Annotated in this window: 20 protein-coding genes and 1 other annotated feature; all 20 genes read left to right on the forward strand. The window is 45.3% G+C overall.

All coding sequences use genetic code 11. The annotated features are described in order from the left end of the window. Positions 1–263 precede the first annotated feature (263 nt). The 20 genes from rpmG to rplB all read left to right on the forward strand — a co-directional run bounded on the left by rpmG (position 264) and on the right by rplB (position 20,233). Positions 264–413, forward strand: a complete 150-nt coding sequence (gene rpmG, locus BLS69_RS30945) for a 50S ribosomal protein L33 (RefSeq protein ID WP_072735843.1) — start codon at positions 264–266, stop codon at positions 411–413. A 17-nt stretch (positions 414–430) separates the two neighbouring features. Next, positions 431–622 carry a preprotein translocase subunit SecE gene (gene secE, locus BLS69_RS30950; RefSeq protein WP_017692060.1) on the forward strand — a complete coding sequence of 64 codons (192 nt, stop codon included), beginning with the start codon at positions 431–433 and terminating at the stop codon, positions 620–622. Positions 623–643: 21 nt separating this feature from the next. Then, entirely contained in the window at positions 644–1,177 is a 534-nt protein-coding gene (gene nusG, locus BLS69_RS30955) for a transcription termination/antitermination protein NusG (RefSeq protein ID WP_024633599.1), read from the forward strand. A gap of 68 nt (positions 1,178–1,245) precedes the next feature. Continuing rightward, positions 1,246–1,671, forward strand: coding sequence for a 50S ribosomal protein L11 (gene rplK, locus BLS69_RS30960; RefSeq protein ID WP_017692062.1), 426 nt, complete (start codon positions 1,246–1,248; stop codon positions 1,669–1,671). A 94-nt stretch (positions 1,672–1,765) separates the two neighbouring features. Beyond that, positions 1,766–2,458, forward strand: coding sequence for a 50S ribosomal protein L1 (gene rplA, locus BLS69_RS30965; RefSeq protein ID WP_017692063.1), 693 nt, complete (start codon positions 1,766–1,768; stop codon positions 2,456–2,458). Positions 2,459–2,526: 68 nt separating this feature from the next. Then, positions 2,527–2,674: a sequence feature (ribosomal protein L10 leader region), on the forward strand. Between the two features lie 23 nt (positions 2,675–2,697). After that, positions 2,698–3,201, forward strand: a complete 504-nt coding sequence (rplJ, locus tag BLS69_RS30970; protein WP_062836175.1) for a 50S ribosomal protein L10 — start codon at positions 2,698–2,700, stop codon at positions 3,199–3,201. Positions 3,202–3,272: 71 nt separating this feature from the next. Then, positions 3,273–3,632 (forward strand): 50S ribosomal protein L7/L12, encoded by a 360-nt coding sequence (gene rplL / locus BLS69_RS30975; protein WP_062836176.1) that lies wholly within the window; start codon positions 3,273–3,275, stop codon positions 3,630–3,632. A 96-nt stretch (positions 3,633–3,728) separates the two neighbouring features. Next, positions 3,729–4,349 carry a class I SAM-dependent methyltransferase gene (locus tag BLS69_RS30980; protein WP_091039163.1) on the forward strand — a complete coding sequence of 207 codons (621 nt, stop codon included), beginning with the start codon at positions 3,729–3,731 and terminating at the stop codon, positions 4,347–4,349. A 394-nt stretch (positions 4,350–4,743) separates the two neighbouring features. Next, positions 4,744–8,289: a DNA-directed RNA polymerase subunit beta gene (rpoB, locus tag BLS69_RS30985; RefSeq protein WP_091039164.1), complete on the forward strand. Its 3,546-nt coding sequence runs from the start codon at positions 4,744–4,746 to the stop codon at positions 8,287–8,289. 113 nt (positions 8,290–8,402) lie between these two features. Beyond that, complete coding sequence (gene rpoC, locus BLS69_RS30990) at positions 8,403–12,017, forward strand: DNA-directed RNA polymerase subunit beta' (RefSeq protein ID WP_091039166.1); 3,615 nt, start codon at positions 8,403–8,405, stop codon at positions 12,015–12,017. A 205-nt stretch (positions 12,018–12,222) separates the two neighbouring features. Further along, the gene (locus tag BLS69_RS30995) at positions 12,223–12,471 is read left to right on the forward strand and encodes a ribosomal L7Ae/L30e/S12e/Gadd45 family protein (protein WP_047841123.1); all 249 of its coding nucleotides are present in this window, start codon (positions 12,223–12,225) and stop codon (positions 12,469–12,471) included. 153 nt (positions 12,472–12,624) lie between these two features. After that, positions 12,625–13,047 carry a 30S ribosomal protein S12 gene (rpsL, locus tag BLS69_RS31000; protein WP_017692070.1) on the forward strand — a complete coding sequence of 141 codons (423 nt, stop codon included), beginning with the start codon at positions 12,625–12,627 and terminating at the stop codon, positions 13,045–13,047. Between the two features lie 87 nt (positions 13,048–13,134). After that, positions 13,135–13,605 carry a 30S ribosomal protein S7 gene (rpsG, locus tag BLS69_RS31005; RefSeq protein ID WP_018753997.1) on the forward strand — a complete coding sequence of 157 codons (471 nt, stop codon included), beginning with the start codon at positions 13,135–13,137 and terminating at the stop codon, positions 13,603–13,605. A gap of 48 nt (positions 13,606–13,653) precedes the next feature. After that, positions 13,654–15,732 carry an elongation factor G gene (gene fusA / locus BLS69_RS31010; protein ID WP_091039168.1) on the forward strand — a complete coding sequence of 693 codons (2,079 nt, stop codon included), beginning with the start codon at positions 13,654–13,656 and terminating at the stop codon, positions 15,730–15,732. 95 nt (positions 15,733–15,827) lie between these two features. Then, the gene (tuf, locus tag BLS69_RS31015; protein WP_062836181.1) at positions 15,828–17,018 is read left to right on the forward strand and encodes an elongation factor Tu; all 1,191 of its coding nucleotides are present in this window, start codon (positions 15,828–15,830) and stop codon (positions 17,016–17,018) included. Between the two features lie 437 nt (positions 17,019–17,455). Beyond that, complete coding sequence (gene rpsJ / locus BLS69_RS31025) at positions 17,456–17,764, forward strand: 30S ribosomal protein S10 (protein WP_017692074.1); 309 nt, start codon at positions 17,456–17,458, stop codon at positions 17,762–17,764. Between the two features lie 45 nt (positions 17,765–17,809). Beyond that, a complete protein-coding gene (gene rplC, locus BLS69_RS31030) occupies positions 17,810–18,433 on the forward strand; it encodes a 50S ribosomal protein L3 (protein ID WP_053779208.1) in 624 nt (207 codons plus the stop codon). 25 nt (positions 18,434–18,458) lie between these two features. Further along, positions 18,459–19,082, forward strand: a complete 624-nt coding sequence (gene rplD, locus BLS69_RS31035) for a 50S ribosomal protein L4 (RefSeq protein WP_017692076.1) — start codon at positions 18,459–18,461, stop codon at positions 19,080–19,082. Further along, positions 19,082–19,372: a 50S ribosomal protein L23 gene (rplW, locus tag BLS69_RS31040; RefSeq protein ID WP_017692077.1), complete on the forward strand. Its 291-nt coding sequence runs from the start codon at positions 19,082–19,084 to the stop codon at positions 19,370–19,372. Before rplD ends, rplW begins: the two co-directional genes overlap by 1 nt. Before the next feature lie 30 nt (positions 19,373–19,402). After that, entirely contained in the window at positions 19,403–20,233 is an 831-nt protein-coding gene (gene rplB, locus BLS69_RS31045) for a 50S ribosomal protein L2 (protein WP_017692078.1), read from the forward strand. The last annotated feature ends 17 nt before the right edge of the window (positions 20,234–20,250 follow it).

A 20,250-nucleotide genomic window follows, 5' to 3' on the forward strand; every position in this document is an offset into this window, starting at 1 on the left:
TTTTTTTAGTGTCTCAAGTTTATAAAATCTAAGAATGTTCATACTAGTAATCGCTCGGTCCATGCAGGAGAAGAGAAAAACAGAGATGAGAAACGAATGTATGTTGTACGGAAGTAATACCCAATGAATGAAAGGCTATTCTTTCATTGACACGGTTATACCCTTGTGATAAAGTGTTTTAGGTAGGCCTAAATTTATGGCTTTTTTTCAGGATCAATTTAGAGACTCTGCTTGAATGTGGAAGTCTTCGGGAGGTGTACATCATGCGGGTAATTATTACTTTGGCTTGTACTAACTGCAAACAAAGAAATTACACTACGACAAAAAACAAGCGTAATCACCCCGACCGCATGGAGATGAAGAAATTTTGCAAGTTTTGTAACGAGCAGACTTCTCATCGCGAAACCAGATAGTTTTTGGAGGTGTCGGCGTGAAACGAAGTTTCAAATCTCTGATTTCCTTTTTCTCAGAAAGCTGGGCTGAACTTAAAAAAGTTCGCTGGCCTAATCGTAAAGAGCTGACCAACTACACATTGATCGTACTTGGTACTGTTGTGGTTATGACGCTGTTTTTTTGGGTCATTGACATTGGCATCTCCTTTGTGATCGAAGCGATTATTTAAGAAGGGTTCCGGTGGCTTGATATGGAAAAAAGATGGTACGTCGTTCATACCTATTCAGGGTATGAGAACAAGGTCAAAGCCAATTTGGAAAAACGCGTAGAGTCTATGGGCATGGAAGACAAGATATTCCGCGTTCTTGTTCCTATGGAAGAAGAAGTGGTAAACAAGGACGGTAAGAAAAAAACCGTTATGCGTAAAGTTTACCCTGGTTATGTCTTGGTGGAAATGGTACAGACGGATGATTCTTGGTATGTTGTTCGCAACACACCAGGTGTTACAGGATTTGTCGGTTCGACAGGTTCTGGGTCCAAACCAACTGCATTGTTGCCTGAAGAAGTGGAACAAATTCTGAAGCACATGGGTATGGTTGAACCTAAGCCGAAAATTGAGTTCGATATTAAGGAATCCGTACGTATTAAAGTCGGCCCTTTTGCGAATTTCGTAGGCTCCGTGGAAGAAATTTTGGTAGACAAAAGCAAGTTGAAAGTGCACGTGAACATGTTTGGACGGGAAACACCGCTTGAGTTGGAATACACGCAAGTGGAGAAGATATAGTCTCTTCAAGTTTCTTGTGGGAGGGTTGGAAAACCCGTTAACCACTATTTTGCAAGGAGGTGTCAATCATGGCGAAAAAAGTTATTAAAATGGTAAAACTGCAGATTCCAGCAGGTAAAGCAAACCCAGCACCACCAGTAGGTCCAGCTTTGGGTCAAGCAGGTGTCAACATCATGGCATTCTGTAAAGAATTCAACGCTCGTACAGCTGATCAAGCGGGATTGATTATTCCAGTTGAAATTTCTGTATTCGAGGACCGTTCCTTTACTTTCATCACTAAAACTCCACCAGCAGCAGTTCTGTTGAAAGTGGCAGCTAAAGTTGAAAAAGGATCCGGCGAACCGAACAAGAAAAAAGTTGCTACTGTTAAACGTGATGCGGTACGTCAAATCGCAGAAACAAAAATGCCTGACCTGAATGCAGCAGACGTTGAGTCCGCTATGCGTATGGTCGAAGGTACTGCCCGCAGCATGGGTATCACCATCGAAGACTAATTTTCATAAGAAACATGGCTTCGTAAAACCGGTCGATTCGCGACCGGTTGATGTGGGAGGTATATCCGCTAACACCACAAAGGAGGAATAAAACATGGCTAAACACGGTAAAAAATACCTGGAAGCTGCTAAGCTGATTGACAGCGAAGCAACTTACGAGCCTTCAGAAGCTGTAGAGCTTGTGAAAAAGGCAGCTACTGCAAAATTTGATGAAACAATCGAAGCAGCAGTTCGTTTGGGCGTAGACCCTCGTAAGCAAGACCAGGCTGTACGTGGTGTTGTTGTCTTGCCACACGGCACAGGTAAAACACAACGCGTATTGGTATTTGCAAAAGGTGACAAAGCGAAAGAAGCGGAAGCGGCTGGCGCGGACTATGTTGGTGATGCAGACATGATCAACAAAATCCAACAAGGCTGGTTCGAATTCGACGTCTGCGTAGCGACACCAGATATGATGAGTGAAGTAGGTAAATTGGGCCGACTGCTCGGCGGTAAAGGTCTGATGCCTAACCCTAAAGCCGGAACGGTAACTTTCGATGTAACTAAGGCTGTTCAAGAAATTAAAGCCGGTAAAATCGAATATCGTCTGGATCGTGCAGGTCAAATTCATGCACCGATTGGTAAAGCTTCTTTCTCTTCTGAGCAACTTAATGAGAACTTCAAAGCTCTCATGGAAGCTCTGAATCGTGCTAAACCAGCGGCAGCAAAAGGTGTTTATCTGAAGAATGTTAGTCTTTCTTCCACGATGGGCCCTGGCGCACGCGTGAACGCAGCAGCTTTTAGATAATATCTCTTGACAGGCTTGTCCTGTTTTTGATAAGATATAAAAGTTGTGAGTCCGAGTGACTGACCGTTGACATTTGAATATGCTTGCCGTAGACAGTAGGTGCCATTTGGCTTAATTTCCTGCCGAGGTGTGATTATAGAACTTAGAACGATGCAAATCGATGATGAGTATATATCAAGCCTTCGTGATTCTACGGAGGCTTTTCTTAATGGGATAAATTTGATCAGGAGGTGTACAGATTGGCAAACGCAAAAGTGATTCAAGCAAAACAAGAGTCCGTTGATGCAGTAACAGCAAAATTGCGCGAGAGCGTTACAACTGTTGTTGTTGACTATCGCGGATTGAACGTTGCCCAAGTAACTGAGTTGCGTAAGCAACTTCGTGAAGCAGGGATCGAATTCCAAGTGCTGAAAAACTCGTTGCTTCGCCGTGCAGCTGCAGCAGCAGAACTGACAGAACTCGATAGTGTTCTTACAGGTCCTACTGCAATTGCATTCAGCGTAGATGACGTTGTGGCTCCAGCTAAAATTCTGAACGACTTCGCGAAAAAGAACGATGCACTGGAATTGAAAGGTGCAGTTGTAGAAGGTCGCGTAATCGGAGTACAAGAAGTTAAAGCATTGGCAGAACTGCCATCCCGCGATGGTCTCCTCTCCATGCTCCTCAGCGTGCTTCAAGCGCCAGTGCGCAACTTCGCGCTTGCGGTTAAAGCAGTTGCGGAAAAAGAAGAACAAGGCGCGTAAGCAACTTGATCTGAATGCTGCTTAAGTGGCAAATGAATTAAAAAAATAATATTATATATGGAGGTTCACTCATGAGTAAAGAGCAAATCTTGGAAGCAATCAAAGGCATGACTGTACTGGAATTGAACGATCTTGTTAAAGCAATCGAAGAAGAATTCGGCGTAACTGCTGCAGCTCCAGTAGCTGCTGCAGGTGCAGTAGCTTCTGCTGAAGCTGAGCAATCCGAGTTCGACGTAATCTTGACTAACGCTGGTGCTTCCAAAATCAACGTTATCAAAGCAGTTCGCGAAATCACAGGTCTTGGCCTGAAAGAAGCAAAAGAACTGGTTGACAACGCTCCAAAAGCACTGAAAGAAAAAGTTGCTAAAGAAGAAGCAGAAGCGGTTAAAGCTAAGCTTGAAGAAGCTGGCGCTACAATCGAAGTTAAATAATTTAGCTTTTATAAGCTAGATGAACAAAACAACAAACCCCTTGACTTATATCAAGGGGTTTGTTGCTGTAATTGTAAATGGAAAGTGAGTGAGGGCATGTCCAATCATTATTATTCGGACAAACCGCAAGTAGCGCATGATCGCAGAGCAACTGAAGCGGTTCTTCGCGGATTCAGTCTGCGATTCGTGACGGACGCCGGTGTGTTTTCCAAAAACGGAATCGATTATGGCAGCAGAGTATTGATTGATGCGATAGAGTTGCCATCAGGGGCTCATGTTCTCGATGTGGGCTGTGGATACGGGCCAATGGGTCTTACAGCAGCCAAACTTGTACCGGATGGGCATGTCACCATGATCGATATCAACGAGAGAGCCGTTGAACTTTCCAGGGAAAATGCAAAAGCGAACGGAATTAACAATGTTACGGTATTACAAAGTAATCTACTGGCTGAAGTAAAAAAGCGAGATTTTGACGTTATCCTAACCAATCCGCCTATACGGGCTGGGAAAGAGACGGTTCATACTATTTTCGAACAGGCACATCGCCATCTGAAGGTAGGCGGTTCGTTGTGGATTGTCATTCAGAAGAAACAAGGAGCCCCATCAGCGAAAGCGAAATTGGAATCTTTGTTTGGAAGAGTGGAAGAAGTGACGAAGGATAAAGGCTATCGGATTTTCAAAGCGGTGAAATCGGAAGAGGTATCTACTAAAAGCTGAATCCGAGTTTGTAAAGTAAGCAGGGGATCATTTTTTTTGCAATAGGACTATTGACTTGAAATTCAGGTCGTGGTATAGTTGTAAAATGTCAGTATTAAGATGCCCTACTTGGCTTTAGCTAACTAAAAATGTCAACCTTTTTTTACGCCGAACGGGCTTATTATGCCTACGTTTGGCGTATAATATGTACATTTTGGGCAAACTGGGGATAAGAATGATTTGGAAAGACATCCGCCGATCAAAGTTGCTCTTTTTTCGAACGACATTTCGAGTAAGGGCTTTTCTTTATTTGTGGATGCATTGCTTTGCTCTGTATGTGTACCATTATAAGGTTACAAACAGAGGTTCGCAACGAAATTTTTAAAGTGAGTAGACATTGAGGGGTGAGTTTAAGTTGGCAGGACATCTTGTTCAATATGGTCGACGCACTCGGCGCAGTTATGCACGAATTAACGAGATACTCGAAGTTCCGAACCTGATTGAAATCCAACAAAAATCCTATGATTGGTTTTTGGAGGAAGGGTTGCGCGAAATGTTCCAGGATATCTCGCCGATCCAGGATTTTACAGGTAACTTGATTTTGGAATTTATCGATTACAGTCTCGGTGAACCGAAGTATACAGTAGACGACGCGAAAGAGCGTGACGTTACTTATGCAGCACCGCTTCGGGTCAAAGTCCGGCTCATTAATAAGGAAACCGGCGAAGTCAAAGAGCAGGAAGTATTCATGGGAGATTTCCCGCTGATGACCAACACGGGCACATTTATTATTAATGGTGCGGAACGGGTTATTGTCAGCCAGTTGGTTCGCTCTCCTAGCGTTTACTTCAGTACCAAAGTAGATAAAAACGCCAAAAAAACGTATACCGCTACAGTTATTCCTAACCGCGGCGCTTGGTTGGAACTGGAGATGGACGCGAAGGATGTTGTTTACGTCCGGATCGACCGTACACGTAAAATACCGGTTACGGTTCTCTTGCGTTCACTTGGTTTTGGCACAGATGCTGAGATTCTGGATCTGCTCGGTAATGACGAATATATCCGCAACACACTGGACAAAGACAACACGGATTCCACGGAGAAAGCACTCATTGAGATCTATGAGCGTCTTCGTCCGGGCGAGCCTCCAACGCTGGATAATGCGAAAAGCTTGCTCGTAGCACGTTTCTTTGATCCAAAACGTTATGACCTGGCTAATGTAGGTCGTTACAAAATGAATAAAAAACTTCACATCAAAAACCGTTTGTTTAACCAACGCTTGGCTGAGTCACTTGTAGACGCTGAGACAGGTGAAATCATTGCTGAAGCAGGTCAAATGGTTGATCGTCGTTTGTTGGATGAAATCATGCCGTATCTGGAGAAGAGCGTTGGATTCCGCACGTATCACGTGGGTAACGGCGTTTTGGATGCCAATGATATCCCTATGCAAACGATTGATGTGTTCTCACCAACTGAAGATGGTAAAGTGGTCAAACTGATTGCCAATGCAAACATTGACAAGTCCGTTAAAAACGTGACACCGGCGGATATCATTTCGTCCATCAGTTATTTCCTTAACCTTCTGCAGGGAATTGGTAGCACGGATGATATCGATCATCTGGGTAACCGTCGTTTGCGTTCGGTGGGTGAACTTCTGCAGAACCAGTTCCGTATTGGTTTGTCCCGTATGGAGCGTGTGGTTCGTGAGAGAATGTCCATTCAGGATGCTAACGTAATTACACCACAGGCTTTGATTAACATACGTCCTGTTATTGCATCGATTAAAGAGTTCTTTGGTAGCTCTCAGTTGTCACAGTTTATGGATCAAACGAACCCTCTGGGTGAGTTGACACATAAACGTCGTTTGTCCGCACTCGGACCCGGTGGTTTGACGCGTGAGCGCGCAGGTATGGAAGTGCGTGACGTCCATCCATCCCACTATGGCCGTATGTGTCCAATCGAGACTCCAGAGGGACCAAACATCGGTTTGATCAACTCCTTGTCTACGTTCGCCCGTGTGAATGAATATGGCTTCATTGAAGCTCCATATCGTTGGGTTGATCCGAAGACAGGTATTGTAACAGAACAAATTGATTACCTGACAGCGGACGAAGAGGACAACTATGTTATCGCGCAAGCGAATGCGAAGTTGAACGAAGACGGTACATTTGAAGAAGAAGCGATAATTGTACGTTACAACAAACAGTCGGATAACATCCTTACGATGCCGAGTGAGCGAGTTGACTACATGGACGTATCTCCTAAACAGGTTGTATCCGTCGCTACAGCGCTGATCCCGTTCCTTGAGAACGATGACTCCAACCGTGCACTCATGGGATCAAACATGCAGCGGCAGGCGGTTCCACTCTTGATTCCTAAAGCACCACTTGTAGGAACAGGTATGGAGCACAAAGCTGCAAAAGATTCTGGTGTATGTATTGTCTCCGATTATGACGGAATTATTGAACGTTCTTCTGCGAACGAAATTTGGCTCCGTCGTGTTGAAGAAGTGGACGGTCAGGAAGTTAAAGGCGATATCGTTAAATATAAATTACACAAATTTATGCGTTCGAACCAAGGAACATGCATTAACCAGCGTCCGATTGTCAAAAGAGGTGCTGCTGTCAAAGCTGGCGATATCCTCGCTGATGGTCCTTCAACGGAAATGGGTGAATTGGCTCTGGGACGTAACGTTGTTGTTGCCTTCATGACTTGGGAAGGTTACAACTACGAGGATGCGATCTTGCTCAGTGAAAAACTCGTTAAGGAAGATGTATACACATCCATCCATATTGAGGAATATGAGTCAGAAGCGCGTGATACCAAGCTCGGACCTGAAGAGATTACACGTGACATCCCTAACGTTGGGGAAGAAGCGTTGCGTAACTTGGATGAGCGCGGTATTATCCGCATCGGTGCTGAGATTAGCGCTGGAGACATTCTGGTTGGTAAAGTAACACCTAAGGGTGTAACAGAGCTGACTGCAGAAGAACGTCTCTTGCATGCGATCTTTGGTGAGAAAGCACGTGAAGTACGTGATACTTCCTTGCGTGTACCACATGGTACCGACGGTATCGTAGTAGACGTGAAAGTATTTACCCGTGAAAACGGTGATGAGCTGCCTCCAGGTGTTAACCAACTCGTTCGTGTATATATCGCTCAAAAACGGAAAATTTCCGAGGGTGATAAAATGGCCGGACGTCACGGTAACAAAGGGGTCGTGGCCCGCATCTTGCCGGAAGAAGATATGCCTTTCCTGCCAGACGGTACACCGGTTCAGATCGTTCTTAACCCACTGGGCGTACCTTCCCGGATGAATATCGGTCAAGTACTTGAGGTTCACTTGGGTATGGCGGCGATGCAACTGGGTATTCACGTAGCAACTCCTGTATTCGACGGAGCGAAGGAGTATGACGTCTTCGATACGATGGAAGAAGCAGGTATGCAACGTAATGGTAAAACTGTCCTGTATGATGGTCGTACAGGGGAAGAGTTTGAACGTGAAGTTACCGTAGGTGTCATGCACATGATCAAATTGGCACACATGGTTGATGATAAAATCCATGCCCGTTCCACGGGTCCTTACTCACTTGTTACGCAACAGCCATTGGGTGGTAAAGCCCAATTTGGTGGACAGCGTTTCGGGGAGATGGAAGTATGGGCGCTTGAGGCATACGGTGCAGCTTATACACTGCAAGAAATCTTGACTGTTAAATCCGATGATGTTGTTGGTCGGGTTAAAACGTATGAATCCATTGTCAAAGGTGAGAATGTTCCGGAACCAGGCGTTCCTGAATCATTCAAAGTATTGATCAAAGAGCTGCAAAGCTTGGGTATGGACGTTAAGATTTTGAGCGAAGATGAGCAAGAGATTGAAATGAGAGAAATGGACGATGAAGATGACGCTGCGAGCGATAAGCTCAGCCTCAACCTTGAGGGTACAGAGGTCGGAGCGGAATAAACCGCTTCGAGCGCATGATGACCGGCGTTTTTCATCAGGCTCGCGTCTTGCTCCGGCTTCGGCCGGAGTGGGCGTAACCTAGAATACAGGAATTGGTTAAGGAGGGTTGCTCCTTGTTGGACGTCAACAATTTCGAATACATGAAGATCGGGCTTGCTTCCCCAGAGAAAATTCGTTCTTGGTCCCGCGGAGAAGTGAAAAAACCGGAAACGATCAACTATCGTACGTTGAAACCGGAAAAAGAAGGGCTGTTCTGCGAAAAGATTTTTGGCCCTACAAAAGACTGGGAATGTCATTGCGGTAAATACAAACGCGTCCGTTATAAAGGCGTTGTCTGTGATCGTTGTGGCGTTGAAGTAACACGTGCGAAAGTACGCCGCGAACGGATGGGCCATATTGAGCTCGCTGCTCCGGTATCGCATATCTGGTACTTCAAAGGTATTCCGAGCCGTATGGGTCTTGCGCTGGATATGTCTCCAAGATCACTCGAAGAGATTATTTATTTTGCATCATATGTTGTAACTGATCCAGGAGAAACTCCACTGGAGAAAAAACAGCTGTTGTCCGAGAAAGAATACCGCAGCTACCGTGAAAAATACGGCTATGGTTTCCAGGCTGGCATGGGCGCAGAAGCGGTTAAAAAATTGCTTCAAGACCTTGACATAGACAAAGAGCTCGAGTTCCTGAAAGAAGAGCTCCGGACTGCGCAAGGACAACGTCGTAATCGTGCAATCAAACGTCTGGAAGTTATCGAAGCATTCCGTAACTCCGGCAACAAGCCAGAGTGGATGATCATGGATGTACTTCCTGTTATCCCACCGGAACTTCGTCCAATGGTACAGTTGGATGGTGGACGTTTTGCAACGTCTGACCTGAATGACTTGTATCGCCGTGTAATCAACCGGAACAACCGTCTGAAACGTCTGCTTGATCTGGGCGCGCCAGATATTATCGTGCAAAATGAAAAACGGATGTTGCAGGAAGCTGTTGACGCATTGATCGATAATGGTCGTCGTGGACGCCCGGTAACGGGTCCTGGTAACCGTCCATTGAAATCTCTCAGCCACATGCTGAAAGGTAAACAAGGACGTTTCCGTCAGAACTTGCTCGGTAAACGGGTTGACTATTCTGGTCGTTCCGTTATCGTTGTTGGACCTTACCTGAAAATGTATCAGTGTGGTCTGCCAAAAGATATGGCACTTGAATTGTTCAAGCCTTTTGTTATGAAAGAGCTTGTTAATAAAGGGCTTGCCCACAACATCAAGAGCGCGAAACGTAAAGTTGAGCGTGTGAGCCCTGAAGTATGGGATGTTCTTGAAGAAGTAATCAAGGAGCATCCGGTTCTGTTGAACCGTGCCCCTACGCTTCACAGACTCGGTATTCAAGCATTTGAACCGATTCTCGTTGAAGGTAAAGCAATTCGTCTTCACCCGCTCGTATGTACGGCATACAATGCCGACTTTGACGGTGACCAAATGGCCGTGCACGTTCCGTTGTCCGCTGAAGCTCAAGCGGAAGCACGTATCCTGATGCTTGCATCTGGTAACATTTTGAACCCGAAAGACGGTAAACCGGTTGTTACTCCTTCCCAGGATATGGTGCTTGGTTCTTATTACCTCACTATGGACAACAAGGAAGAAAAGGGTACAGGTATGATCTTGCGTACAGTTAACGAAGCTGTATCGGCATACCAACGTGGTACTGCTGGTCTGCATGCGCGTGTAGCTATTCCGGTTAAGGCGCTTGGTAAAACAAGCTTCACGGAAGAACAGCAAGAAGGAATGTTGCTGACAACTATCGGTAAAATTATCTTTAATGAAATTTTCCCGGCAAGCTTCCCGTATATCAATGATGCGACTCGTGCTAACCTATACCAAGGTACTGCAGATCACTCATTTGTATATGAAAAAGGTGCTGATCTCAGAGAAGCTATTATGAATGCTCCTCTGGCTGGCGGTGTCGGTAAAGAATACCTCGGCTCCATCATTGCACGTTGTTTTGAAATTTATCACACAACGGAAACAGCCGTTATTTTGGATAAAATCAAACAACTTGGATTCACATACTCTACACGTGCCGGTATTACGGTTGCGGTATCTGATGTTATCGTTCCGCCTGAGAAGTTTGAAATTCTTAGACAGTCTGAGGAAAAAGCACAAATCGTTACGAATCAGTACCGTCGTGGTCTGATTACGAATGAAGAGCGCTATGACCGTATCATTGATATCTGGTCAAAATCCAAAGATGACATCACTGAGATTCTGATGAAGTCCATGGATCGTTACAACTCGATCATGATGATGGTAGACTCCAAAGCACGGGGTAACAAATCGCAAATCACCCAATTGGGCGGTATGCGTGGTCTGATGGCCAACCCATCCGGTCGTATTATCGAACTCCCAATCAAATCGAATTTCCGTGAAGGTCTGACGGTACTCGAGTACTTTATCTCCACTCACGGAGCGCGTAAAGGTTTGGCGGATACAGCCCTGCGTACAGCCGATTCAGGTTACCTGACTCGTCGTCTCGTAGACGTAGCCCAAGACGTAATCGTGCGTGATGATGATTGTGGTACAGATAAAGGCTTTACGGTAAGTCGTATCCAGGATGGTAAAGAGGTTATTGAAGATCTCTACGACCGTATTGAAGGCAGATACTGCTTCGAGACAGTTCGTCATCCGGAAACAAAAGAAATCATTGCAGGTCGCAATGAATTGATTGACTCCGATAAAGCAGAAGCGATCATCAAAGCGGGAATCACCAAATTGCAAATCCGCTCCGTACTCAGCTGCCGTGCAAGTCACGGTGTCTGCAAGAAGTGTTATGGTCGTAACCTTGCGACAGGTAAACACGTGGAGATTGGTGAAGCAGTTGGTATTATTGCAGCACAATCCATTGGTGAGCCGGGAACACAGCTTACAATGCGTACGTTCCACACCGGCGGTGTAGCCGGAGACGATATTACGCAAGGTTTGCCGCGTATCCAAGAGTTGTTTGAAGCTCGTAATCCTAAGGGTCAAGCAACGATCAGTGAGATTGATGGTGTGGTTAAAGAGATTCGCGAAGCGAAAGATCGTCGTGAAATCGAAATTCAAGGTGAAGCGGAGTCCAAAGTATACTCTGTTACCTACGGTTCCCGTGTGCGCGTAAGCGAAGGCATGGAAATTGAAGCGGGTGACGAGTTGACAGACGGTTCCATCGATCCTAAAGAAATGCTGCGCATTAAAGGCGTACGTGGCGTACAAAACTACATTTTGCAGGAAGTACAGCGCGTATACCGTAACCAAGGCGTAGAAATCAATGACAAGCACGTTGAAGTTATGATCCGTCAAATGCTGCGTAAAATCCGCATCGTAGATGCAGGTGATACAACGCTGTTGCCAGGATCGTTCGTAGATACGCATGAGTACGAAAGAGCTAACAAAATTGCGATTCTTAGTGATAAAGAGCCAGCGGTTGCTAAACCAATCCTGCTCGGTATTACGAAAGCATCGCTGGAAACAGACTCCTTCCTCTCGGCGGCTTCGTTCCAAGAGACTACACGTGTACTGACAGATGCAGCGATCAAAGGTAAAGTCGATCAGTTGCTCGGTCTGAAGGAAAATGTAATCATCGGTAAATTGATTCCTGCAGGTACAGGTATGCACCGTTACCGCAGCATCAAATTTGCTGAGCCAGAAGATGGTCAATCTTCAGTAGAAGAACTTGAGCCAGTTTCGGTTGATTAAATAGATTCCTCCTCATTTAGAGGAGAATGAAAGTTTTGTACGTCAGGAGGCGGACGCTTGTATAATGCAGGCGGACGAATCCTGATGTGCGTAAACTTTTAAAAAATGTTTTAGGATTAGCATTGACAATGCTTGCGCTAGATGCTAATATATCAAAGGTGCGTGGGCAGCTGATTGTACATGGTTCTATTCGGAGGAATGCACAATGTCTAATGAAAAAGCCTTGCAAGATGCTCATGTCAAAATAGGTACCAAACAGACCATGCGGATGGTGCAGACAGGTATGGCTTCTGAAGTCTATGTCGCAGAAGATAGTGATCCGCAGCTCACTTCCAAAATCATTGCTTTGTGTGAACAACACAATGTGAAGTACACGAAAGTGGATACAATGAAAAATCTCGGCAAAGCTTGCGGGATTGGAGTGGGAGCAGCTATGGCTGCTGTCGTAAAATGATAGTGTAAGGAACGTTTTTGTCCGAGAACTTTTAGGGATTCTCCAAGGCAAAAACTTTTCATTTGTCTTTTTATGAACCGCCTGGGTCTGTGGACTTAGCGAAAAGAGGTTTATAAAGAAACATGAATATTTGAGGAAGGGGGTGGCAATCACATGCCAACTATTAATCAACTGGTTCGTAAAGGACGTCAAGCAAAAGTTGAGAAGTCAAAATCTCCAGCTTTGCAAAAAGGATTCAACGCTTTGAAACGTGAATCTACTAACATCAGTGCCCCACAAAAACGTGGTGTCTGCACTCGTGTAGGTACAATGACTCCACGTAAACCAAACTCTGCACTTCGTAAGTATGCTCGTGTTCGTTTGACGAACCGTCTCGAGGTAACTGCTTATATCCCGGGAATCGGACATAACCTTCAAGAGCACAGTGTGGTATTGATCCGCGGAGGTAAAGTTAAAGACCTTGCAGGAGTTCGTTATCACATCGTTCGTGGAGCTCTCGATACTGCAGGCGTAAACAACCGTATGCAAGCTCGTTCGAAATACGGTGCAAAACGTCCAAAAGCTAAAAAAGCCTAAACCATTATAAGCAGAGAACCTGAAAGCCTTCTGGCTTAGGTCTGGAAGGTACAGGGTCTGCTGAACAAGAAAGAAAGGGGGATATCCATGCCACGCAAAGGTCCAGTTACGAAAAGAGACGTGTTGCCAGATCCGGTATACAACAGCAAGTTGGTTACTCGTTTGATCAATCGCATCATGCTCGACGGAAAACGCGGTGTTGCTCAAAGCATTCTGTATAATGCGTTCAAGTTGATTCAAGAACGTACGGGTAATGACCCGATGGAAGTATTTGAAGCAGCAATCAAGAATATCATGCCAGTCCTGGAAGTTAAAGCTCGCCGTGTCGGCGGTGCCAACTACCAAGTACCAATCGAGGTAAAACCAGAGAGACGTACTGCTCTGGGACTACGTTGGCTCGTGAACTACTCCCGCAACCGCGGTGAGAAAACAATGGAAGAGCGTTTGGCGGCTGAGATCATCGACGCTTCCAACAACACAGGCGCTTCCGTTAAAAAACGTGAAGATACGCACAAAATGGCTGAAGCGAACAAAGCGTTTGCTCACTACCGTTGGTAGGATTCAGTTCACAATAAAAAACTTCAATTTTGAAGGGAGACCCATTTCATGGCTAGAGAGTTCTCCTTGAAAAATACACGTAATATCGGGATCATGGCTCATATTGATGCGGGTAAAACCACGACAACTGAGCGGATCTTGTTCTACACAGGACGTACGCACAAAATCGGTGAAGTACACGAAGGCGCTGCGACAATGGACTGGATGGAACAGGAACAGGAGCGCGGAATTACGATTACTTCCGCTGCAACTACCGCTGCTTGGAAAGGCCACCGCGTTAATATTATTGATACCCCGGGACACGTTGACTTCACTGTTGAAGTTGAACGTTCCCTTCGTGTATTGGACGGAGCAGTTGGTGTATTCAGTGCGAAAGAAGGCGTTGAGCCTCAGTCCGAAACCGTATGGAGACAGGCTGACAAGTACGGCGTACCTCGTATCGCATATGTAAACAAAATGGATATCATCGGTGCTGACTTCCTGAATGTTGTATCTGACATGCGTGATCGCCTTCAAGCGAACGCTGTTGCGATTCAACTTCCAATCGGCGCTGAAAATGATTTCAAAGGTATCATCGATATCGTTGCACAAAGAGCTCATATGTACAAAGATGATCTCGGACAAGATATCGAAGAAACCGACATTCCTGCAGAATTTGCAGATCAAGTTGAAGAACTTCGCAACGAGTTGATTGAGCGCGTTGCTGAACTGGATGAAGACTTGACAATGAAATACCTGGAAGGCGAAGAAATCACAATTGATGAGATCAAAGCCGTACTCCGTAAAGGTGTTGTAGATGTTAAGATCTTCCCAGTTATCTGTGGATCCTCATACCGTAACAAAGGTGTTCAACTGATGTTGGATGCTGTTATCGACTACTTGCCAGCTCCAACAGATGTACCATCAATCACTGGTCATCTTGAAGATGGAACTGAAGCAGTTCGTAAGTCCTCTGATGAAGAGCCATTCTCCGCATTGGCATTCAAAATCATGACTGACCCTTACGTTGGTAAATTGACATTCTTCCGCGTATACTCCGGTGTTCTTCAATCCGGATCATATGTATTGAATGCCACTAAAAACAAACGTGAGCGTATCGGTCGTATCCTTCAAATGCACGCGAACAGCCGTCAAGAGATCACTGAAGTTTACTCCGGTGATATTGCAGCTGCCGTAGGTTTGAAAGATACGGGTACAGGTGATACACTATGTGATGAGAAAAATCCGGTTATCCTGGAGTCAATGAACTTCCCTGATCCGGTTATCGAAATCGCCGTTGAACCTAAAACCAAAGCTGACCAAGATAAAATGGGTGTTGCTCTCGGTAAGTTGACTGAAGAGGATCCAACTCTTCGTGCTCATACTGACGAAGAAACAGGTCAAACAATCTTGGCAGGTATGGGTGAGCTTCACCTTGATATCATCATCGACCGTATGCGTCGTGAGTTCAAGGTTGAAACTACTGTGGGTAAACCACAAGTAGCTTACCGTGAAACATTCCGTGCTCCAGCGCGCGTTGAAGGTAAATTCGTACGTCAATCCGGTGGTCGTGGTCAATACGGTCACGTATGGGTTGAATTCGAACCTCTCGAGCCGGGTACAGGCAGCCAGTTCGAAAGTAAGGTTGTCGGTGGTTCCGTTCCAAGAGAATACATTCAACCTGCACTGTCAGGGATTGAAGAGCAAATGAAAAACGGCGTTATTGCAGGCTTCCCGCTTGTTGACGTTAAGGCTACAATCGTAGACGGATCTTACCATGATGTCGATTCCAACGAGATGGCATTTAAAATTGCCGGATCTATGGCGCTTAAAGCGGCTAAAGACAAGTGTAAACCAGTTCTGCTTGAGCCTATCATGAAAGTAGAAGTAACTGTTCCAGAAGAGTACATGGGTGACGTAATGGGTATGTTGAACTCCCGTCGTGGCCGCATCGAAGGTATGGATTCCCGTAGTGGAGCTCAAATCATCCGTGCTAAGGTACCTTTGTCTGAAATGTTTGGTTACTCTACAACTCTTCGTTCCGGTACTCAAGGACGCGGCGTATTCTCCATGGAACTCTCTCATTATGAAGAAGTTCCTAAGAGCATCGCTGAAGAAATCGTTGCTAAAACAAAAGGCACCGAGTAGTTTTCTCACACTGGATGCAAGTGCATAAGAATTCATTTCGGAGCACTTCATTCAGTGAAAACATAAAATTATAATTTTAAGGAGGCCACGTTCAAATGGCAAAGGCTAAATACGAACGTAATAAACCCCACGTTAACATCGGTACTATTGGTCACGTCGATCACGGTAAAACAACTCTGACTGCTGCAATCACAACTGTATTGTCCAAAACTTACGGTGGTGCTGCTGTAGCATTCGACCAAATCGACAAAGCTCCAGAAGAGCGCGAGCGCGGTATCACTATCTCCACAGCACACGTTGAGTACGAAACTGACACTCGTCACTACGCTCACGTAGACTGCCCAGGTCACGCCGACTATGTTAAAAACATGATCACTGGCGCGGCACAAATGGACGGAGCTATCTTGGTAGTATCCGCAGCTGACGGCCCAATGCCACAAACTCGTGAGCACATCTTGCTCTCCCGTCAAGTAGGCGTACCTTACATTGTTGTATTCTTGAACAAATGTGACATGGTTGAAGACGAAGAGTTGTTGGAATTGGTTGAGATGGAAGTTCGCGACCTTCTTAACGAATATGAGTTCCCAGGTGACGATACTCCAATCACTCGTGGATCCGCTCGTGAAGCACTGGCAAACCCAGATGGCGAATGGGCTCAAAAAATCGTTGAGATGTTCAAAGAGATCGACACTTACATCCCACTGCCTGAGCGTCAAACTGACAAGCCTTTCTTGATGCCTGTCGAGGACGTATTCTCCATCACTGGTCGTGGTACTGTTGCTACTGGCCGTGTAGAGCGTGGTACTGTTAAAGTCGGCGAAGAGATCGAAATCGTTGGTATCACTGAAGAAACTAAAAAATCTGTTGTAACAGGCGTTGAGATGTTCCGCAAATTGCTGGATTCCGCTCAAGCTGGTGACAACATCGGAGCACTTCTTCGTGGTGTTGACCGTAACAACATCGAGCGTGGCCAAGTTTTGGCTAAACCGGGTTCTGTTAAGCCTCACACAGAATTCACAGCTCAAATCTACGTTCTGACTAAAGAAGAGGGCGGACGTCACAAACCATTCTTCACTGGTTACCGTCCACAGTTCTACTTCCGTACAACTGACGTAACAGGCATCATCAACTTGCCTGAAGGTACTGAAATGGTAATGCCTGGTGATAACATCACTGTTACTGTTTCCCTGATCTCCCCAATCGCGATTGAAGAAGGAACTAAGTTCTCCATTCGTGAAGGCGGACGTACAGTAGGTGCCGGTTCCGTAGCATCTATCCAAAAATAATTCGGCTTAACGCTGAATAAAGCATATGCAACAGTGTACTGGAACGAGTAACATTGTATTGTAACGAAGCTTCGGAAGAGTTCTTTATCCGACATCGGATAGAGAACTCTTTTATTATGTTTAAAGTTTCGGAACCTGCGTCATACGAAATGAACATCATTTACGAGTTTAGAAGGATTGGCAAGGCAGCCTGGATATTGAAGAATAACACTGCAATAAACGAAGTCATTTCATCAGAAAAGATAAGTTTAAATGTTTTTCTTAAATATGCTTGCAATACGCCTATCTTTTCTATATAATAATGAATGTTGTTCTGTGACGTTGCGATGATGTGAGAGGTTACTGGCACACCCGGCCCCTTTGCCATGGGAGAGTGGCTAGAAAATTTTCACGGAGTATGTCCGATAAAAAATTGGGCGATAGAAGGAGGGACTAAAATGGCAAAGCAAAAAATTCGTATTCGTTTGAAAGCTTACGACCACAGAATTCTTGATCAATCCGCGGAGAAAATTGTTGAAACAGCAAAACGTTCGGGTGCTGGTGTATCCGGTCCGATTCCGCTTCCTACTGAAAAACAAATCATTACTATTCTTCGTGCGGTGCACAAGTACAAGGATTCTCGGGAACAATTCGAACAACGTACACATAAACGTTTGATCGACATCGTTAACCCGACTCCACAAACTGTGGATGCCTTGATGCGCTTGGATCTGCCGTCCGGTGTAGATATCGAAATTAAATTGTAATATAGCTACAACAAAGACCATGTATAGAGGAAAAGAGGTGTCAACATGAAAGCAATCTTAGGAAAAAAACTCGGAATGACTCAAGTATTTACTCCTGAAGGTAACGTAGTTCCAGTAACGGTTATCGAAGCAGGCCCTTGTGTTGTTTTGCAAAAGAAAGACATTGAGAACGATGGCTACGAAGCAATTCAAATCGGTTACTCCGATAAGAAAGAGAAAAATGCTAACAAGCCAGAAGCAGGTCACGCTAAAAAAGCGAACACTGCCCCTAAGCGCTACGTTCGTGAAGTTCGCGGTATCAACATCGCAGAATATGAAGTTGGCCAAGAACTGAAAGCTGACATTTTCGCTGAAGGCGAATTCGTTGACGTAACGGGTGTATCTAAAGGTAAAGGTTTTGCCGGCGTTATCAAACGTTGGGGACAAAGCACTGGACCTATGTCACACGGTTCGCGTTACCACCGTGGCCCTGGTTCAATGGGTTCGATCCAAGCTAACCGCGTTCCTAAAGGCAAACGCCTGCCAGGACACATGGGACATGATACTGTTACAATCCAACGTCTTGAAGTAGTTAAAGTAGACGCTGAGCGTAACGTGTTGCTCGTGAAAGGTTCCATTCCTGGACCGAAAAACAGTCTCATTAAAGTTAAAGAAACGGTGAAAAAATAACCACTGAAGAAAGGAGGAACACAAAATGCCAAAAGTATCAGTTTACAATGTAGATGGTAGCCAAGTAGGCGAAGTTGAATTGAACGATGCGGTTTTCGGAATTGAGCCGAACCAACACGTTCTGTACGATGCAGTTCTTATGCAACGCGCTTCCCTTCGTCAAGGTACCCACAAAGTAAAAGGACGTTCTGAAGTACGTGGCGGTGGACGTAAGCCTTGGAAACAAAAAGGTACAGGTCGCGCTCGTCAAGGTTCAATTCGTTCACCACAATGGAAAGGCGGCGGTATCGTATTTGGTCCAACACCACGGAGCTATGCGTACAAACTGCCTAAGAAAGTTCGCCGCTTGGCGATCAAATCAGCCCTTTCATCCAAAGTGCTTGACAATGACATTATCGTTTTGGACGCTCTCACATTGAGCACACCTAAAACTAAAGAATTCGCAGCCATCTTGAGTAACCTCAAAGTGGGACGTAAAGCTTTGATTGTAGCTCCTAGCTATGATGATAATGTAGCTCTTTCCGCACGGAATATTCCAGGCGTGAAATTCGTAGCTGCTGACGGCATTAATGTTCTTGACGTGCTTTCGCACGACAAATTGATCATTACGAAAGAAGCAGTTCAGAAGGTAGAGGAGGTGCTCGCGTAATGAAGGATCCTCGTGATATTGTAAAACGTCCGATTATTACGGAACGTACTGCTGACATGATGAACGACTTGAAATATGTATTTGAAGTCGATATCCGTGCAAACAAAACCGAGATCAAAAAGGCAGTAGAAGCTATTTTCAATGTAAAAGTGAAAAACGTGAACACGCTTCGTGTTCCAGCTAAGCCGAAACGGTACGGACGTTATTCCGGATATACTAGCGAATGGAAAAAAGCGTTTGTAACGCTGACAAAAGACAGCAAAACGCTTGAGTTCTTTGAAACTGTATAATTGAATTTTTGAAGTAAGGAGGGAAACCCAGTGCCAATCAAAAAGTATAAACCAACTTCCCCGGCAAGACGGAACATGTCCGTTTCTACATTTGAGGAAATCACCACAAATCAGCCGGAGAAATCGTTGTTGGCCCCGTTGAGCAAACAAGCAGGCCGCAACAACCAAGGTAAAATTACAGTTCGTCACCATGGTGGTGGACACAAACGTAAATACCGTATCATTGACTTCAAACGTACTAAAGATGGAATACCGGGCCGCGTTGCTACGATTGAGTATGACCCGAACCGTACATCCAACATCGCTCTGATTCACTATGCTGATGGTGAGAAACGTTATATCATCGCTCCTAAAGGTTTGAAAGTTGGAGATCAAGTATTCTCCGGACCTGAATCAGACATCAAAATCGGTAACGCACTGCCACTCGAAAACATTCCAGTAGGTACCGTTATCCACAACATCGAGTTGAAACCAGGTAAAGGCGGACAATTGGTTCGTGCTGCTGGTACAGAAGCTCAATTGCTTGGTAAAGAAGAAAAATACGTTTCCGTTCGTCTCTCTTCCGGAGAAGTTCGTCGTATTTTGAAAGTTTGCCGTGCGACAATCGGATCTGTTGGTAACCAAGACCACGAGCTCATCAAAATCGGTAAAGCCGGTCGTAGCCGTTGGTTGGGTAAACGTCCTGAGGTTCGTGGTGTAGTAATGAACCCTAACGATCACCCACACGGTGGTGGTGAAGGTCGTGCTCCAATCGGACGTAAATCGCCAATGTCACCATGGGGTAAACCTACTCTTGGTTACAAAACGCGTAAGAAAAATAAAGCTTCTGATAAATACATCATTCGCCGCCGCACGAAGTAATACACACTGTGCATAAC

Source organism: Paenibacillus sp. CF095 (assembly GCF_900101225.1).
Lineage (GTDB): Bacteria > Bacillota > Bacilli > Paenibacillales > Paenibacillaceae > Paenibacillus.

Excerpts from the sequence above, each read along its gene's own strand:
- rpmG (WP_072735843.1), top strand. The coding sequence starts at position 264 with ATGCGGGTAATTATTACTTTGGCTTGTACTAACTGCAAACAAAGAAAT.
- nusG (WP_024633599.1), top strand. The coding sequence starts at position 644 with ATGGAAAAAAGATGGTACGTCGTTCATACCTATTCAGGGTATGAGAAC.
- rplK (WP_017692062.1), top strand. The coding sequence starts at position 1,246 with ATGGCGAAAAAAGTTATTAAAATGGTAAAACTGCAGATTCCAGCAGGT.
- rplA (WP_017692063.1), top strand. The coding sequence starts at position 1,766 with ATGGCTAAACACGGTAAAAAATACCTGGAAGCTGCTAAGCTGATTGAC.
- rplL (WP_062836176.1), top strand. The coding sequence starts at position 3,273 with ATGAGTAAAGAGCAAATCTTGGAAGCAATCAAAGGCATGACTGTACTG.
- BLS69_RS30980 (WP_091039163.1), top strand. The coding sequence starts at position 3,729 with ATGTCCAATCATTATTATTCGGACAAACCGCAAGTAGCGCATGATCGC.
- BLS69_RS30995 (WP_047841123.1), top strand. The coding sequence starts at position 12,223 with ATGTCTAATGAAAAAGCCTTGCAAGATGCTCATGTCAAAATAGGTACC.
- rpsL (WP_017692070.1), top strand. The coding sequence starts at position 12,625 with ATGCCAACTATTAATCAACTGGTTCGTAAAGGACGTCAAGCAAAAGTT.
- rpsG (WP_018753997.1), top strand. The coding sequence starts at position 13,135 with ATGCCACGCAAAGGTCCAGTTACGAAAAGAGACGTGTTGCCAGATCCG.
- fusA (WP_091039168.1), top strand. The coding sequence starts at position 13,654 with ATGGCTAGAGAGTTCTCCTTGAAAAATACACGTAATATCGGGATCATG.
- tuf (WP_062836181.1), top strand. The coding sequence starts at position 15,828 with ATGGCAAAGGCTAAATACGAACGTAATAAACCCCACGTTAACATCGGT.
- rpsJ (WP_017692074.1), top strand. The coding sequence starts at position 17,456 with ATGGCAAAGCAAAAAATTCGTATTCGTTTGAAAGCTTACGACCACAGA.
- rplC (WP_053779208.1), top strand. The coding sequence starts at position 17,810 with ATGAAAGCAATCTTAGGAAAAAAACTCGGAATGACTCAAGTATTTACT.
- rplD (WP_017692076.1), top strand. The coding sequence starts at position 18,459 with ATGCCAAAAGTATCAGTTTACAATGTAGATGGTAGCCAAGTAGGCGAA.
- rplW (WP_017692077.1), top strand. The coding sequence starts at position 19,082 with ATGAAGGATCCTCGTGATATTGTAAAACGTCCGATTATTACGGAACGT.